The 13,735-nt window shown below is 65.1% G+C and carries 12 protein-coding genes and 1 pseudogene; 10 read left to right on the plus strand and 3 right to left on the minus strand.

Annotation, left to right across the window (positions count from 1 at the left end; translation table 11 throughout):
- Nucleotides 1–381: 381 nt before the first annotated feature.
- The 3 genes and pseudogenes from arfA to FPZ08_RS02665 all read right to left on the minus strand — a co-directional run bounded on the left by arfA (nucleotide 382) and on the right by FPZ08_RS02665 (nucleotide 4,045).
- Nucleotides 382–1,896, minus strand: coding sequence for an arabinosylfuranosidase ArfA (arfA, locus tag FPZ08_RS02655; protein ID WP_146288550.1), 1,515 nt, complete (start codon nucleotides 1,894–1,896; stop codon nucleotides 382–384).
- A gap of 243 nt (nucleotides 1,897–2,139) precedes the next feature.
- Nucleotides 2,140–3,070, minus strand: a pseudogene (locus FPZ08_RS02660) (ArsR/SmtB family transcription factor).
- A 75-nt stretch (nucleotides 3,071–3,145) separates the two neighbouring features.
- Nucleotides 3,146–4,045 (minus strand): LysR family transcriptional regulator, encoded by a 900-nt coding sequence (locus FPZ08_RS02665; RefSeq protein WP_146288551.1) that lies wholly within the window; start codon nucleotides 4,043–4,045, stop codon nucleotides 3,146–3,148.
- Nucleotides 4,046–4,214: 169 nt separating this feature from the next.
- Between FPZ08_RS02665 and FPZ08_RS02670 the strand changes: the two genes are divergently transcribed.
- The 10 genes from FPZ08_RS02670 to FPZ08_RS02715 all read left to right on the plus strand — a co-directional run bounded on the left by FPZ08_RS02670 (nucleotide 4,215) and on the right by FPZ08_RS02715 (nucleotide 13,628).
- Nucleotides 4,215–5,405 carry an NAD(P)/FAD-dependent oxidoreductase gene (locus tag FPZ08_RS02670; protein WP_146288552.1) on the plus strand — a complete coding sequence of 397 codons (1,191 nt, stop codon included), beginning with the start codon at nucleotides 4,215–4,217 and terminating at the stop codon, nucleotides 5,403–5,405.
- The gene (locus FPZ08_RS02675; RefSeq protein WP_146288553.1) at nucleotides 5,402–5,656 is read left to right on the plus strand and encodes a 2Fe-2S iron-sulfur cluster-binding protein; all 255 of its coding nucleotides are present in this window, start codon (nucleotides 5,402–5,404) and stop codon (nucleotides 5,654–5,656) included. Before FPZ08_RS02670 ends, FPZ08_RS02675 begins: the two co-directional genes overlap by 4 nt.
- A complete protein-coding gene (locus FPZ08_RS02680) occupies nucleotides 5,653–6,966 on the plus strand; it encodes an FAD-dependent oxidoreductase (protein ID WP_146288554.1) in 1,314 nt (437 codons plus the stop codon). Before FPZ08_RS02675 ends, FPZ08_RS02680 begins: the two co-directional genes overlap by 4 nt.
- Nucleotides 6,967–6,971: 5 nt before the next feature.
- Entirely contained in the window at nucleotides 6,972–8,369 is a 1,398-nt protein-coding gene (locus FPZ08_RS02685) for an aldehyde dehydrogenase family protein (protein ID WP_210246848.1), read from the plus strand.
- Between the two features lie 14 nt (nucleotides 8,370–8,383).
- Nucleotides 8,384–9,115 carry a 4-hydroxy-tetrahydrodipicolinate reductase gene (locus FPZ08_RS02690; protein WP_146288555.1) on the plus strand — a complete coding sequence of 244 codons (732 nt, stop codon included), beginning with the start codon at nucleotides 8,384–8,386 and terminating at the stop codon, nucleotides 9,113–9,115.
- Between the two features lie 24 nt (nucleotides 9,116–9,139).
- Nucleotides 9,140–10,036, plus strand: a complete 897-nt coding sequence (gene dapA / locus FPZ08_RS02695; RefSeq protein WP_146288556.1) for a 4-hydroxy-tetrahydrodipicolinate synthase — start codon at nucleotides 9,140–9,142, stop codon at nucleotides 10,034–10,036.
- Between the two features lie 134 nt (nucleotides 10,037–10,170).
- Complete coding sequence (locus FPZ08_RS02700) at nucleotides 10,171–11,001, plus strand: transporter substrate-binding domain-containing protein (RefSeq protein WP_246132785.1); 831 nt, start codon at nucleotides 10,171–10,173, stop codon at nucleotides 10,999–11,001.
- Nucleotides 11,002–11,052: 51 nt separating this feature from the next.
- Nucleotides 11,053–11,718 carry an amino acid ABC transporter permease gene (locus FPZ08_RS02705; RefSeq protein WP_146288557.1) on the plus strand — a complete coding sequence of 222 codons (666 nt, stop codon included), beginning with the start codon at nucleotides 11,053–11,055 and terminating at the stop codon, nucleotides 11,716–11,718.
- A gap of 23 nt (nucleotides 11,719–11,741) precedes the next feature.
- Entirely contained in the window at nucleotides 11,742–12,506 is a 765-nt protein-coding gene (locus FPZ08_RS02710) for an amino acid ABC transporter ATP-binding protein (protein WP_186767183.1), read from the plus strand.
- Between the two features lie 12 nt (nucleotides 12,507–12,518).
- A complete protein-coding gene (locus FPZ08_RS02715; protein ID WP_146288558.1) occupies nucleotides 12,519–13,628 on the plus strand; it encodes a saccharopine dehydrogenase family protein in 1,110 nt (369 codons plus the stop codon).
- Nucleotides 13,629–13,735 lie beyond the last annotated feature (107 nt).

Consider the following 13,735-nt stretch of genomic DNA (forward strand, 5'->3'; position numbering starts at 1 on the left):
TTTCACGCGTTCACCGCGTCAACGCTAACAGTCCGCTAACGAATTCGAGCCGTGCGTGAACGCGAAAGCTCGATGCCCTCGCCGAGTGGAGCCACCCCTCGCCCCTTGCGGGAGAGGGGGTAATTTCTTCGTCCAGAAGAAATTACGGGTGAGGGGTTCTCTCCGCGAGTCCAATGCCCGCGAAAGAAGCCCCCTCATCCGCCCTCCGGGCACCTTCTCCCGCAAGGGGAGAAGGGCACTCCGCGGACATGGCAACATCTTGCCCAACCCACGGAGCCCACCCTCCCCCTTGAGGGGAGGGAAGCGAGATAGGACTTAGCGTCAGCTAAGTCCGTTAAATCGAGCAGGAAGGGGGGTGTCGAATCCTCCGCAAACCCAGCATCAGCCAACCCTCACCCGCACCATCTGATACGAATAAGCCGGCAGCCGCACACTCAGCACGCCACCCTCGGCTTTCGCGCCCGAGCCCTTGCGCGGCGCCACTTCCGTCTGGTTCCGCGCCGTATTCACCGCCTCCAGATTGTCATGCACCATCACCTGATGGTCGATCACCTGGCCCTCAGCAAACCCCTGCAGGCTCACCTCGACATCGGCAGCCTCCGTCCCATGCCGGTTGACGAGGAAAAAGCTCAGCACCCCTTCCTCCTCATTGTGCACCCCCGACACGTCCACATAGGGCGTATTGTCCTGGTGCACGCTGTCATAACCAGGCGAATTGACGATGAGATTCAACGCCGTACCCCGCCCATGGATCGAGGCGAAATAATACGGATAGTAGATCGTCTGCGCCCAGGCCGGTCCGCCCTTTTCCGTCATGATCGGGGCGATCACATTCACCAGCTGCGCGATGCAGGCGATCTTCACCACATCCGAACGGCGGATGAACGTGTTGAGGATCAGCCCCACCATCAGCACGTCTTCGAAATTGTAGATGTCTTCCAGCAGCCCCGGCGCATGCGGCCAGCCGCCATTGCCATCGAGGATGGCCCGATCCTGCTTGTTGGAATGGTACCAGACATTCCATTCATCGAACGAAATGTAGACGTCGCGCCTGCTCTTCCGCTTGGCCTTCACCTGCAAGATGGTGGACGCCACCGTCTCTATATAGCGATCCAGTTTGTGGTTCAGCGCCAGGTAGTTGGCCGTGTTTTTCTCGCGATTGGCGAAATACATGTGCAGGCTGATATGATCGACATGATCATAGGTATGCTCCAGCACGATGCGTTCCCAGTCGGGATAGCTCGCCATGTCCGAATTGGATGACCCGCAGACGATCAGCTCCAGCTTGCTGTCGAACATGCGCATGGCCCGCGCCGTATTGGCGGCCAGCTTGCCATATTCCGCCGCATCCTTGTGGCCGACCTGCCAGGGCCCGTCCATCTCGTTGCCCAGGCACCACATGCGCACATTCCACGGCGCCTTGCGGCCGTTCTTGATACGCAAATCGCTCCAATAGCTGCCACCGGGATGGTTGACATATTCGAGGAAGTTCCGCGCCTCGTCGACGCCGCGCGACCCCAGATTGACAGCCAGCATCATCTCGGTGCCGACCGTGGCGCACCAGTCCGCAAACTCATGCACGCCCACTGCATTGCTCTCGGACGTGTGCCAGGCCAGGTCCAGGCGGGTAGGGCGCTTGTCCCGCGGCCCGATGCCGTCTTCCCAGTTATAGGCCGAAACAAAGTTACCCCCGGGATAGCGCACCACGGGTATATTGAGGTCCTTGACCAGCTTGGCTACGTCGCCCCGCATCCCGTCCTTGTCGGCGCTGGGATGGTCAGGTTCATAAATGCCCTCGTAAATGGCCCGGCCCAGATGCTCGAGAAAGGCCCCATAGACCCGATCGTCGATCTTGCTGACCGTGAAATCCTTATGCGCGACGACCGAAGCCTTCACTTTGTCCTCCAATCCCGATTTTCTGATTTATATCAGTTGCCCCGTTGTAAACGAGGCCGCTCGGATCGCGCAAGGGGCAGGGCGGCAATAAATATGATTTTTGTGGCGGACGTCCGCAAGCCTATCGGCTCCTGCTCACCCTCCCCTTGAGGGGAGGGTAGCGTTGCTAGGTCCGAAGGGCCGTAGCAGAGCTAGGGAGGGGGTAATGCTGCGGGCCACCAATGGCCACCTCCTAAGGAATCCCTACCGCTCCGTCTGCAGCCGCATGATAATTTCCTGATCGTAATTCCCGAAGCCGCGCCCGAAAATATTGATGCCCCCCCGGATGTTTAGCCTCATCCTTTACCCCGATCCGCAACCGGATCGAATGGTGATTGGCCAGGTCCAGATCCACGAGCGAGATCGGCGAAATCTTCATCCCGTCGACATAGGTGCCGTCAGTCGTCACCCGCCAGCTCTTGAGCTTGCCATATTGGCTGCCCTTGAGCTTCCACCAGTCCGGCGTATAGACCCCGCGCTTGTCCCCGAAATCCCCGGGGCTGGTCCAGGTGCCGATTTCCGTGCCATTGACCGACAGCGTAATATCGCTCGGCCAGTCCGCCGAGGTGCCCGGCACTTCGCTGCTCAGCTCCATGGAAAATTCCATGGCCTCGATCTTGTTCTGGCTCAGCTTGGCATTGTTGGGAAACTGGTATTCCACATACCCCCGGGTGAACCAGATCAGTCCGGCTTTCATCCGGTCCGGGTCGAGAAATGTATCCGGCACGTCGAGCAGCCCGATGATCCCGTCGGTCGAACACAGCCCGCACGGCGCCGATACTTCGCAGCTTGTATAAAGCCCCAGCGGCATGGCCACCTCGATCGTGTTCGACTGCAGCGGCTTGATGTCTTCCTTGAACATCACAAGCACTTCGTCGAATGTCGAATGGCAGATCTTCTGGTTGCCCTTGCGCGCCTTCTGCGTCTCGGTGCGGATCAGCCCGGCCCCTTCCAGGATCTGGATATTGGTCGACACCGTCGACTGCGGCAGGCCGAGTTTCTCGGCAATGTCATTGCCGTTCATCGCTCCCTGCACATGCAGCAATTTGAGGATTTTCACCCGTATCGGCGAGGCCAGCCCCTTGAGAACCTCGATGCCCTCTTCGGGGTCCACGACTAGGAAATTACGGCTCATGGCAACGGCGTTCCGGGGCGCTATACTACGGCCGTATTGTCTATCAGTATTTTTGATACAATCAACTGCCGGTGTCTAAGACGCTTCGAGTGCCGACCCGACCAGGCTCACCCGGCATTGTTCCTGCAGCGCCTGCACATAGACATTCTTGGCCATGAACAGCGCCTGCCCGAAATAAACCTTCACCGGCGGCAGCACGTCGATCTTGACCTGCACCAGCCCCTCGTCCTCCGGCTCCACGCACCAGGCCGGGATGATGGCAAAGCCCAGCCCGCTCTCCACGCATTTCTTGACGCTCGAACTGCCCGAGGTCGAGGTGGAAGCCTCGGTCTGCCCGCCGCCCTTGGCCAGGAAGTCCATGGCCATATTGCGCAATGTCTGTCCCGGCTCATAGGTCACCAGCGGCCGCCCGCGCGACCATTGCGGAATATCGGCCGGCCGGGGCGGGGGGCCCCAACTGCGTGGATAGACCAGGTTCAGGTGATAGGTCCCCAGCAGGCTCTGCGGCACCACCGGATCGCCGAAGAACCGCTCGTTGATGCAGACATCCAGGCTCCCATTCTTCACCAGCTCGGCCAGCGACGTGTCGCGCTCATAGGCGATCACCTCGACATTGGGAAACTTGGCATGGAACTGCGCCAGCACCGCCGGCAGCAGGTAATAGAAAATCGCCTGCGGCAGCCCGATCCGCAGCACCGGGCGCTGGCTCGCCACCACCAGCGACAGCCGCTCCAGCATGATTTCCAGCTCCGGATGCAGCAGGTTGTAGAGCGCCACGCCGCGCGGCGTCAGCCGGATTTTCTTGGCACCCTGGTCGGATTCCACCAGTCGCTCATGCATCACCTGCTCCAGCCGGCGCACATGGTTGGCGGCCGACTGATAACTCAGGTTCATTTCGCGTGCTGCCGCCGAATAAGACCCATGCCTCGCCACGAGGTAAAAGGTCTGGATCAGCGTGAGATTGATTTCTGCCATGGGCTGGGGGCTCCTGCGCCTGATCATAGAGCCCGCGGTCAGCCGAACAAGCGACGGCAGGCCGAAAGGTCTACAAAAATGCTGCGCTTCACCCCCGTTTCATTTGTATCGACGCTTTCGGCACGCGCACTCCATTGTGCATGGACCCAGGTTCACCAGCGTCCGCGAAATGCCTCAGCCAGCAAGCGTTTTTCCCCGTTCACCAGGTGCCGTCGCCATTGTCGGCGCCGGCATTGTCGGCATGTCGGCGGCCCATTTCCTCTCCCGCGCCGGCTGGCAGGTGACCGTCTATGATTCCGGCGTCCTGGCCTCGGGCGCCACCGGTTCGGCCGATGGCGCCGTCTCGGTCGCCAGCAAGAAGCCCGGTCCGCTGATGACCCTGGCGGTGGCCGCGGTCAAATTCTACGAACACCTCACCGAAACCGGCATCCTGCTCGACGAATACCTTCCCCGCTCCACCTTCGTGGTCGCCTCGGACTCCGAAGAGCTGGCCGTGCTCGAACGCCACGCCGCCGAGCTGGAGGCCGCCGGCGTCCCGATCCGCCTGCTCAAGGGCGCTGCTTTGGCGCAAACCATCGGCGCGGCGGCCCCGTCTGCCATTGCCGCCGTGGAAGTGCAGGGCGAAGGTCATGCCGTCGGCTACCGCGTTGTCGAGCGCCTGCGCCAGCTCGGCGGCTTCGTCATCAGGCGCAATTGCCCCATCTCCGGCCTCCACATGGCCAATGGTCGCGTCACCGGCGTTATCACCGCCCACGGCACTGAACCCGTCGATGCCGTGCTGCTCGCGGCCGGTCTCGGCTCCACGCATTTCCTCGCCGGGGCCGACCTCATCCGCCCACGCAAGGGTCAGTTGATCGTTACCGATCGCGCCGGCAGCGATGCCCCGCATTTCCCCGGCCCGCTGATGTCCTGCCGCTACCTCGTCAGCAAGGGCAGCCAGCCCGCCGACGCAACCCCCGAAGCCCGATCTCTCGGCCTCGTCATCGATCCTTTGCGCACCGGCCAGTTCCTCATCGGCGGCTCGCGCGAAGACCGGGACGACCGCGACACCGCCGACGCCGCCATCGTCGCCAGCCTCCTCCGCGATGCCGTGGCGCTGGCGCCCTCCCTGGCGCAATTGCGCGTCATCCGGGTCTTTGCCGGCCTGCGCGCCGCCACCAGCGACGGCATGCCCATCGTCGGCCGCGTCCATGGCGCCGACAATGTCTGGATCGCCACCGGCTTCGAGGGCGACGGCATCTGCCTCGGCCCCATGATGGGGCGCCTGTGCCAGCAGATGATCTGCGGCCAGTCCCCCGAACAGGACATCGCCCCCCTCGACGCCGCCCGCTTCGGCCTGACCCTGGCGGAGGCGGCATGAGCGGCCAGACTTTCCTCTTCGACGGCGTCGCCATCCCCTTCGCCGCCAATGAAACCATCGCCATGGCTCTCGACCGGTCGGGCATTCGCAGCTTCGGCGCCGGCCAGGGCAGCAGCGCCGGCCGCTATTTCTGCGGCATCGGCGCCTGCCAGGCCTGCATCGTCGCGGTCGACGGCATCGGCATGGAAGCCTGCCTCACTCCGGCCCGATCAGGGCTCCGCGTCACCCGCATCGCGCCGGTGTCGCCATGAGCGCCGAAGTCCTCGTCATCGGCGGCGGCCCGGCCGGCATATCCGCCGCGCTCGAACTGGCCCGCGCCGGCCTCCGGGTCACGCTCTGCGAGCAAGGGCCGCGCCTCGGCGGCGCCATCCACCGCCAGCCCGACGATCCCGCCCGGCCTCTACGCGTGCCCCGCGCACAAAAGCGCCGCTGGCATTCCCTCTCGGCGGAACTCGCCGCCAGCAATATCGAAATCCTCTGCCGCCACATATTCGCCGGCATCGAAGGCAGCGGCGCCGTCCTGCTCGAAGATCGCGTTAATGCCCGCCTCGTCACCCGCCGCCCCGCCGCACTCGTGCTGGCCCTGGGCGCTGTCGAGCGGGTCACGCCAATACCTGGCTGGCAATTGCCCGGCGTCATCACCGCCGGCGGCTTGCAGATGATGCTGAAAGCCACCGGCGCCGCCCCGGCGGGCGATATTCTGCTCGCCGGTTCCGGCCCGCTGCTGGTTGCCGTAGCCGCGCAATTGGCCGCCCTCGGCAAGCCACCAATCGCCGTTTTGGAGCGCAGCACCAGTCCCGTTTCCCTGCCTGTCATTGCCAACCTGCTGCGCGCCCCGGCCTATCTCTGGGAAGCTGCCGGTTACTTGTTGACCCTGGCCCGATCAGGCCTGCGGCCGCGCCACGCCATCATCCGTGCCATCGCCCCCACCGCCGAAGGCCGCCTCTCGGTCACCATCGCTACCCATGCCGGGCTGCAACAGACGCTCGTCGTCGATCGCGTTGCCCTGCACGACGGCCTCCTGCCCAACGGCAACGGCACAGCGTCCACGCCCAACGGTCCTTTCACCGTCCGTGCCGGCGATTGCCGCGAAATTCTGGGCGGTGTCGCCGCCATTGCCGATGGTCGCCTCGCCGCCCGCGCCGTCCTCGCTCATCTCGGCCAGGCCGCCCCCGCCGACAACGCCCCCGCCACAATCCTCGCCCGCGAGCGCCAGGCCCAATCGGCCCTCAATACGCTCTACGACTATGCCGGCACCGACCCCGCCCAGCTCCCCGATGACACGGTGATCTGCCGCTGCGAGGGGCGAACCCTCGGCCAGCTTCGCGCCCTGCTGGCCTCAGGCGATCCGGTCTCCGCCCGCGAGATCAAGCTCAATGGCCGCTTCGGCATGGGCGCCTGCCAGGGCCGCTTCTGCGCTGAATTCGTCACCTCGTTTGTCGCCAGCCAGCGCGGCGGCGAAGCCCCGCACGTCTCCGAAATCGTCGGCACCCGCTGGCCGGTCAAGCCCGTGCCGATAGCTGCCTTCGTCACGCTTCCCCCGTCCAGTCCGCCAGAGTGAGTGCCGTGTCCCCACTGTCCCAACGCCTCCAGCCCGCCCCCGATCGCATCGAAATCACCTCGCCCTATGACGGGCGCGTGGTCGGCCGCGTCCAGCCGGCCAGTGCCGATGCCATCCTCGCTGCCGTGCGCCGCGCTCATGCCGCGCAGGTCGAATTCGCCTTCTCCACGCCTGCCCAGCGCCGCGACCTGCTCGACGCCCTGGCTGCTGCGATTGCCGGCGAAGCGGAATCCCTGGCCCAGCTCATCTGTGCCGAAGTCGGCAAGACCATTGCCGAGGCCCGCAACGAAGTCCGTCGCGCCCAGAATACCCTGCGCCTCTCGGGCGATGCCGCCACCTTCCTCGATGGCGAAGTGCTCCATTGCGGCATCGTCGCCGGCGGCGCCAACCGCCAGGCCGTCATCACCTATGAACCGACAGGCGTCGTCGGCGCCATCACGCCCTTCAACTATCCGCTCAATCTGCTGTGCCACAAGCTCGGCCCCGCCATCGCCGCCGGCAATGCCGTGGTGGCCAAACCCTCGCCCAAGGCGCCGCTCGCCGCCCAGCGCCTGGCCGAGCTCGCCATGGAATCCGGCTTCCCGCCCGGTCTGTTCCAGGTCGTGCATGGCGCCGCCGCCGAGGCGATCGCCCTGGCCCGCGCCCCCATCGACCTCCTGAGCTTCACCGGCGGTCCCGCCGCCGGCCTCGCCCTCAAGAATGCCGCCGGCCTGGTCCGCTGCCTCATGGAGCTGGGCGGCAATGACCCGCTCTTCGTCATGCCCGATGCCGACCTGCCATCCGCGATAGCCACCGCCATCGCCCAGCGCTACGAGATCGCCGGCCAGAGCTGCGCCGCCGTCAAGAAGCTCTATCTTCACGCCGATATCCACGACGCCATGCTCGACGCGCTGGTTGAGGCCGCAAAGGCCATCCGCCACGGCGACCCGCTTGATCCCGCCATACAGATGGGCCCGGTCATCGATACCCAATCCGCCGCCCAGGTCCGCACCCGCATCGAAGCCGCCACCGCCTCCGGCGCCCGGCTGCTGGTCGGCGGCACGGGGCAGGGCGCCATGCTGGCGCCATCAGTCCTCGCCGATGTGCCGCCCGATAGCGATCTCTTCGCCCAGGAAACCTTCGGCCCGGTCATTTCCGTTCGCCGCTTCACCGATGTCGGCGCCGCCATTGCCGAGGTCAATGCCGGCGCCCATGGCCTGCAGGCCGGCGTCTTCAGCAACGACCACGCCGTGCTCAAACGCTTCTCGCGCGAACTCCGCGTCGGCGGCGTGATGATCAATGAAGGCCCCGATTTCCGCGCCGAACACGTCCCCTTCGGCGGCATCAAGGGCAGCGGGCTTGGCCGTGAAGGCGTTCGCATCGCCCTGCGCGAAATGAGCGAAACCAAAGTCGTCATCGACTAGGGAGGAGGATTACAATGCGCATTGCAGTTTTCGGCGCCTCCGGCCGGGTCGGCACCCGCCTGGTCGAAGCCATCCTCACCGATCCGGGCCTCGAATTGGCCGCCGCCCATGTGTCGCCCGGTTCCCCGTGGATCGGCCGTCAGGTCGGCAATACCGTTGTCGAATACCGGCCGGCCGAAGCCGCCATCAACGCCCATTGCGATGCCATCATCGATTTCTCCTCGCCATCAGGCAGCCTCTACCTGCAGCGCATGGCCGGCCAGCGTCCCGTGCCCATTGTCATCGGCACCACCGGCTTTGCCGAGGCCGACCTGGCCGAAATCCAGGCTGCCGCCCGCTATCGCCCCATCCTGACAGGCGCCAATTTCGCCTTGGGCTTCACCGAGTTCGCCCGCAATGCTCGCCAGTTTGCCGCGGCTCATCCGGGCGCCCGGGTTTCGATCGAGGAAACCTATCACCGCCGCAAGAAGCGCGCGCCCTCGGGCACCTCGCTCCTGCTGGCGCGCACCCTGCGCGATGCACAGGCCGCCGCGGGTGCCAGCCCTCCCGAGCCGGAAATCCACGTCCATCGTGTCGGCGACACGGTCGGCATCAACGAGGTGCGCTTCGACCTCGGCGATTCCGAAATGCGTTTCACCTTCTCGGTGCAGACCATCGCCGCCTATGCCCGTGGCGCGCTGGCTGCTGCCATTCAACTGGTCGAATCCGGCCTCGGCCCCGGCCGCTACGACGCCTTCGACCTCTGACCCCTTGCTGCAAAGGCCGCGACAATGAACTTGAGCCCCGCCTTCACCGGCGTCTTCACCGCCCTGGTGACGCCCTTCGATGAAAACGGCATCGACTACCCGGCCTTCGACCGCCTGGTCGAATTGCAGCTTGCCGCCGGTGTCAAGGGCCTCGTCCCGGTCGGCACCACAGGCGAAGCCGCCACCCTCTCGCCCGACGAAGCCGCCGCTCTGGTCGCCCGCACAGTCAAGCTGTCCGCCAGCCGCGCCTTCGTACTGGCCGGTGCCGGCTCCAACAGCACCGAGCACGCCGCCGAGGCGGTCCGCGCCTGCGAAGCCGCCGGCGCCGATGGGTGCCTGGTCGTCACACCCTATTACAACCGCCCCAGCCAGGCCGGACTCGAACGCCACTACGACGCCGTCGCCGCCGCCACCGGCCTGCCCATCATGCTCTACAGCGTCCCCGGCCGCTGCGGCGTCGAGATCGCGCCCGAAACCGCCGCACGCCTGCATGCCCGCCATCGCCATATATTCGGCATCAAGGAAGCCGGCGGCCGGTCCGAGCGCATCAGCGAGCTGCGCGCCGCCTGTGGCCCCGATTTCGTCCTCCATTCCGGTGACGACGCGCTGGCGCTGCCCTTCATGTCACTGGGCGCGCTGGGCGTCACCAGCGTCGTCTCCAACTACGCGCCCGAGGAAATGGTGGCCCTTGTCGCCGCCTGGCATCGCGGCGATCACGCCACCGCTTTGGCCCTACATGATCGGATTTTCGCGCTCGCCAAGGCTTTGTTCATCGAGGGCAATCCAGTGCCTGTAAAGGAAGCCCTGGCCCTGCGCCACCAGATGGCGGGCACCGTGCGTGCACCGCTGGCCCCGCTCGCGCCGGCCAGCCGCACCACGCTGGTCGCGGCATTGGAAGAGTTCGCCGGGGCGAATAAATGACCCCGGACTCTTCCAAGAAATGCCACAAGTGCGGACTGTCCGTTTGCATTGATGCAGCCCGGACGCACCTGCACTCTGAATATCGGAAGGTTGGTCACCATGACCATTGCCACCACCATCAGAGGGAGAAGATGATGAAACGACTGATTACGATAATCGCCGCCGCGTGCGTGGCGATGGGCGTCGCCGCCGCGCCGGCCGTCGCCCAGCAGAGCACGATCGACCAGATCAAGGAGCGCGGCGTCCTGCGCGTCCCCGCCATCCTCAACGAAGACCCCTATTTCAACAAGGACCCGCGCACCGGCGAATGGCGCGGCTTCGTCATCGACATGGCCGGCGATATCGCCGAGACCCTGGGCGTCGAGCTCGAAGTGGTCGAGAGCACCTGGGCCAATTCCATTCTCGACGTGCAGTCGGGCAAGGCCGACATCGCCCTGGCGCTCACGGCCCTGCCGTCCCGCGCCCTGTCGATCTGGTTCTCGGCCCCGACCTACTACAACAGCTTCGTCATCGTTTCGCCCAAGCCCGAATTCGCTTCGGCCACCTGGGCTTCGCTCAATGACCCCGCCGTCACCCTGGCGGTGGACCTGGGCTCTTCGCAGGATCTGATCACCCAGCAATACCTGCCCAAGGCCAATGTGCTGCGCTTCAAGACCCGTGACGAAGCCATCCTGGCCGTGGCCAGCGGCAAGGCCGATGCCATCGTCAACACCGTCCTGAACTCGGTGGTCATGGTCAAGCGCAACGCTGCCCTGGGCCAGGTCTATGTGCCCCAGCCGGTGCTGTCCTCGCCCTCGGTCATCGGCATCAACTACAATGCCGACGAGCAGTTCAAGTCCTTCATCTCGGCCTGGGCCGACTACAATCGCCGCGTCGGCAACAACCAGACCTGGATCGTCAACGGCCTGTCGCCGTTCGAGATCGGGCTCGACGACCTGCCCGACAATTTCGACCTCGGCGGCTGATCCGCAATGCCGGGGCGGCTTCGCCCCGGCTGACTTCTTGAAGGATATGTGATGCCGTACAAATGGGATTTCAGCGCCGTCCTGCAATATTGGGACCTGTTCGCCTGGGGGCTGTGGCTCACCTTCGCCTATACGGTCGGCTCGATCATCATCGGCGTCGTGCTGGGCCTGATCCTCTGCTTCGGGCGGCTGTCCCGCTTCCGGGTCATCGGCGGGCTGGCGCGGGCCTATCAGGAAGTGTTCCGCTGCACGCCGCTGCTGGTGCAGCTCATGTGGTTCTACTACGCGCTGCCTCTGCTGCTCGGCATCACCATCGAGAACTATGTCGCGGCGATGCTCACGCTGTCGCTCTATGCCGGCTCGTTCTATTCCGAGATTTTCCGCGGCGGCATCCTCTCCATCGACAAGGGGCAGACCGAGGCGGCAAAGGCCATCGCCATGTCCGACCGCCAGGTCATGTGGCGCATCGTCATCCCGCAGGCCTTCAAGCGGGTGCTGCCCTCCTTCATCAATCAGTCGGTCATCCAGTTCAAGAACACCTCGCTGATCTCGGTGATCTCGGTGGGCGAACTGGCCTACATGGCCGCCGTCGTCAACGGACAGACCTACCGTCCATTGGAGGCCTTCACCGTCGTCGCGCTGCTCTATTTCGTGGTTCTGTTCCCCATGACCCAGGCCGCCGACTATGTCGAACATCGCATGCGGGTGAGTGACTGATGGCCGCAATTTCAGGAAACCCCATGACCGACGCCGCCGAACCGATCCTGACCGTCAGGGGCCTCGAAAAGAGCTACAACAAGCTGCGCGTGATCAAGGGCGTCGATCTCGACCTGCATCGCGGCGAAGTCCTCGCCATTATCGGCCCCTCCGGCTCCGGCAAGTCCACGCTCATCCGTTGCCTCAACCTGCTCGAAACCCCCACGGCCGGCGAGATGGCCTACAATGGCCGCCGCGTCGAAAACCGCTTCCAGTCGCGCGACGGCAATATCGGCTGCGGCGAGCTGCGCCGCCATGTCGGCATGGTGTTCCAGCACTTCAATCTCTTCCCCCACAAGACCGTGATGCAGAATATCTGCGAAGGTCCCGTCGCGGTGCTCAAGGAGCCGCGCGCCGAAGTCGAGGCGCGGGCGCTGGAACTGCTCGGCAAGGTCGGCCTGCTCGATAAGCGCGACGCCTATCCCAATCACCTCTCCGGCGGCCAGAAACAGCGCGTCGCCATCGCCAGGGCCCTGGCCATGCGCCCCGATGTGCTGCTGCTCGACGAAGTCACCAGCGCGCTTGATCCTGAGCTTGTCGGCGAAGTGCTCCAGGTCATCCGCCTCCTCGCGCAGGACGGCATGACCATGGCCATCGTCACCCACGAAATGGCCTTCGCCGCCGATGTGGCCGACCGTGTCGCCTTCATCGATGGCGGCGTTATCGCCGAACTCGGCACCGCCGACAGCGTCATCCGCCACCCCGCCAGCGAGCGGCTGCAGGCCTTTCTCGGCCGCTTCAATGCCTGATCGGAGCATGCCATGAAGGTCCTGATCATTGGCGGCGGCCGCATCGGCCTGGCAGTCGCGGGCCTGCTGGCCGGCTCCGGCCACGATGCCGAAATCGCCGATGTAACGCGCGAGGCCCTGGACCACGCCGCCCGTCGCGGCTTCCGCACCCGCCATCTCGATGCCAGCCGGCGCAAGGATTGCGTCGAGGCCCTGGCCGGCTTCGACATCGTGGTCAATGCCGCGCCCACCCGCCTCGCCGCCGCCATTGCCGCCGCTGCCATCGAGGCCGGCGTCCACTATGTCGATACCGCCGAGGACATTGCCCCGGTCAGCGACCTCGCGGCATCCGCCAACCACGGCAAGGTCATCCTGCCCGGCTGCGGCCTGTCACCGGGCCTCGTCGCCAATCTGGCCGCCGAACTGGTCGATGCGCTCGATGGGCCCATTGACATGGTGGTCCGCGTCGGCGGCCTGCCGGTGCATCCCTCCAACGGCTTCGGCTATGGCCTGTCCTGGGATGTCGATGGCCTCATCGCCGAATATACTGGTCTCTGCGAAGGCATTGTCGAAGGCCAACTGGTCAGCACCGCGCCCCTGCAGGATTACGAGAGCTTCGTGCTCAATGGCCGCCCCTACGAAGCGTTCAGCACGGCCGGTGGCCTGGGCAGCCTCTGCGCCGCGCTGCAGCACAAGGTGCGCAATCTCAGCTTCCGCACCATCCGCTATCCCGGCCACCTGACCCTGGCGCGCTTCCTCTTCGAGGACCTCGGCCTCAAGCGCCGCCGCGACATGCTGCGCACCGTCCTGCGCTTCGGCGTGCCCGATGTGGTTCAGGATGTCGTGGTCATCTTCATCAGCGTCCGCGGCTTCCACCAGGGTGTGCCTGCCGAACGCTCCTATGTCCGCAAGATTTACCACGAGCCGATGCGCAGCCAGTTTCCGGTCACGGCCCTCAGCCACACCTCGGCCGCCCATCTCTGCACCATGCTCGACCTGATCGAGCAGGGCCACATCGCGGGCAGGGGCCTCGCCCGCCACGAAACCATCCCCCTGAAACGCATCAGCGAAAACCGCTTCATGGCGCCCCTGCTGAACCGCCCCATGTCGGCGGGCACAGCGCCCGCATCGGAAGGCGCCTAAGCCCCGAGCCCTTGGTCCGGCGCGACGCTAGGTAGCGCACTCCTGCCCACCCTCCCCTTGAGGGAGCGTTCATTTTGGACGCTTAGGGCCGGTCTCTTTCCCTTCTC

This window comes from Devosia ginsengisoli (genome assembly GCF_007859655.1).
GTDB classification, from domain to species: domain Bacteria; phylum Pseudomonadota; class Alphaproteobacteria; order Rhizobiales; family Devosiaceae; genus Devosia; species Devosia ginsengisoli.